The 687-nt window shown below is 37.1% G+C and carries 1 protein-coding gene; it reads right to left on the bottom strand.

The features are described from left to right. A partial coding sequence (locus LI164_RS15600; protein ID WP_227087377.1) for a MerR family transcriptional regulator occupies positions 1–687 on the bottom strand: 687 nt, incomplete at both ends.

The raw sequence follows: 687 nt of genomic DNA, 5'->3' as shown, positions 1-687 counted from the left end.
CTGTTTCATAACAAAGCCATATTCTCCAACAAGCTCTTTTACTTCAAAAGAATCTATGTCACAATTCTGTTTTGCAATCAGTTTTTGCAAAATCGCTTCTATCCGTTGGTTATAGCTTTCTGCAACTTCTTTGCTGACGGGAGTTCGGGCAACAGACAGAAACTTGTCCTTTCCACCATACCATTCAACTACCTTTGCATAGCCTTTCTGCATTTCTTCCGAAGATACGACTTCCATATAATGCTTTTTCCATTGTTCAATGCTACCAAATTCTTTAATTGCAATGTTTCTCATATTCTCCGGCATATGCTCAAGCATGGTTTGGAACATTTCTTCTACTTCTGTTTTTGTAAAAATTGTAAAATCCATTTTGTTCTCTCCTTTCAGAATGTCATCAATGCTGGCAATCAGACGTTCCATTCGTTCTTTCTTTGTTACCAACATTTTTCGCTGTACTTGTAGAATCTGATTTCTTTCAAGAGCCGGATTGTCCAAAACAGCTTTGATTTCTTTCAAGGAGATATCAAACTCACGGAAAAATAAAATCTGTTGTAATGTTTCCAGTGCCTTATCGTCATAAAGCCGGTATCCCGCATCACTTTTTTCTGTTGGCTTTAACAACCCGATTTCATCATAATAGTGAAGCGTGCGAACGCTGATACCTGTTAAATCTGATATTTCTTTTAC

The sequence above is a fragment of the Dorea sp. 210702-DFI.3.125 genome, assembly GCF_020560945.1.
Classification (GTDB): domain Bacteria; phylum Bacillota; class Clostridia; order Lachnospirales; family Lachnospiraceae; genus Dorea; species Dorea formicigenerans.
The sequence above is the reverse complement of the archived record's forward strand: the minus strand, read 5'-3'. Positions and strand labels throughout refer to the sequence as shown.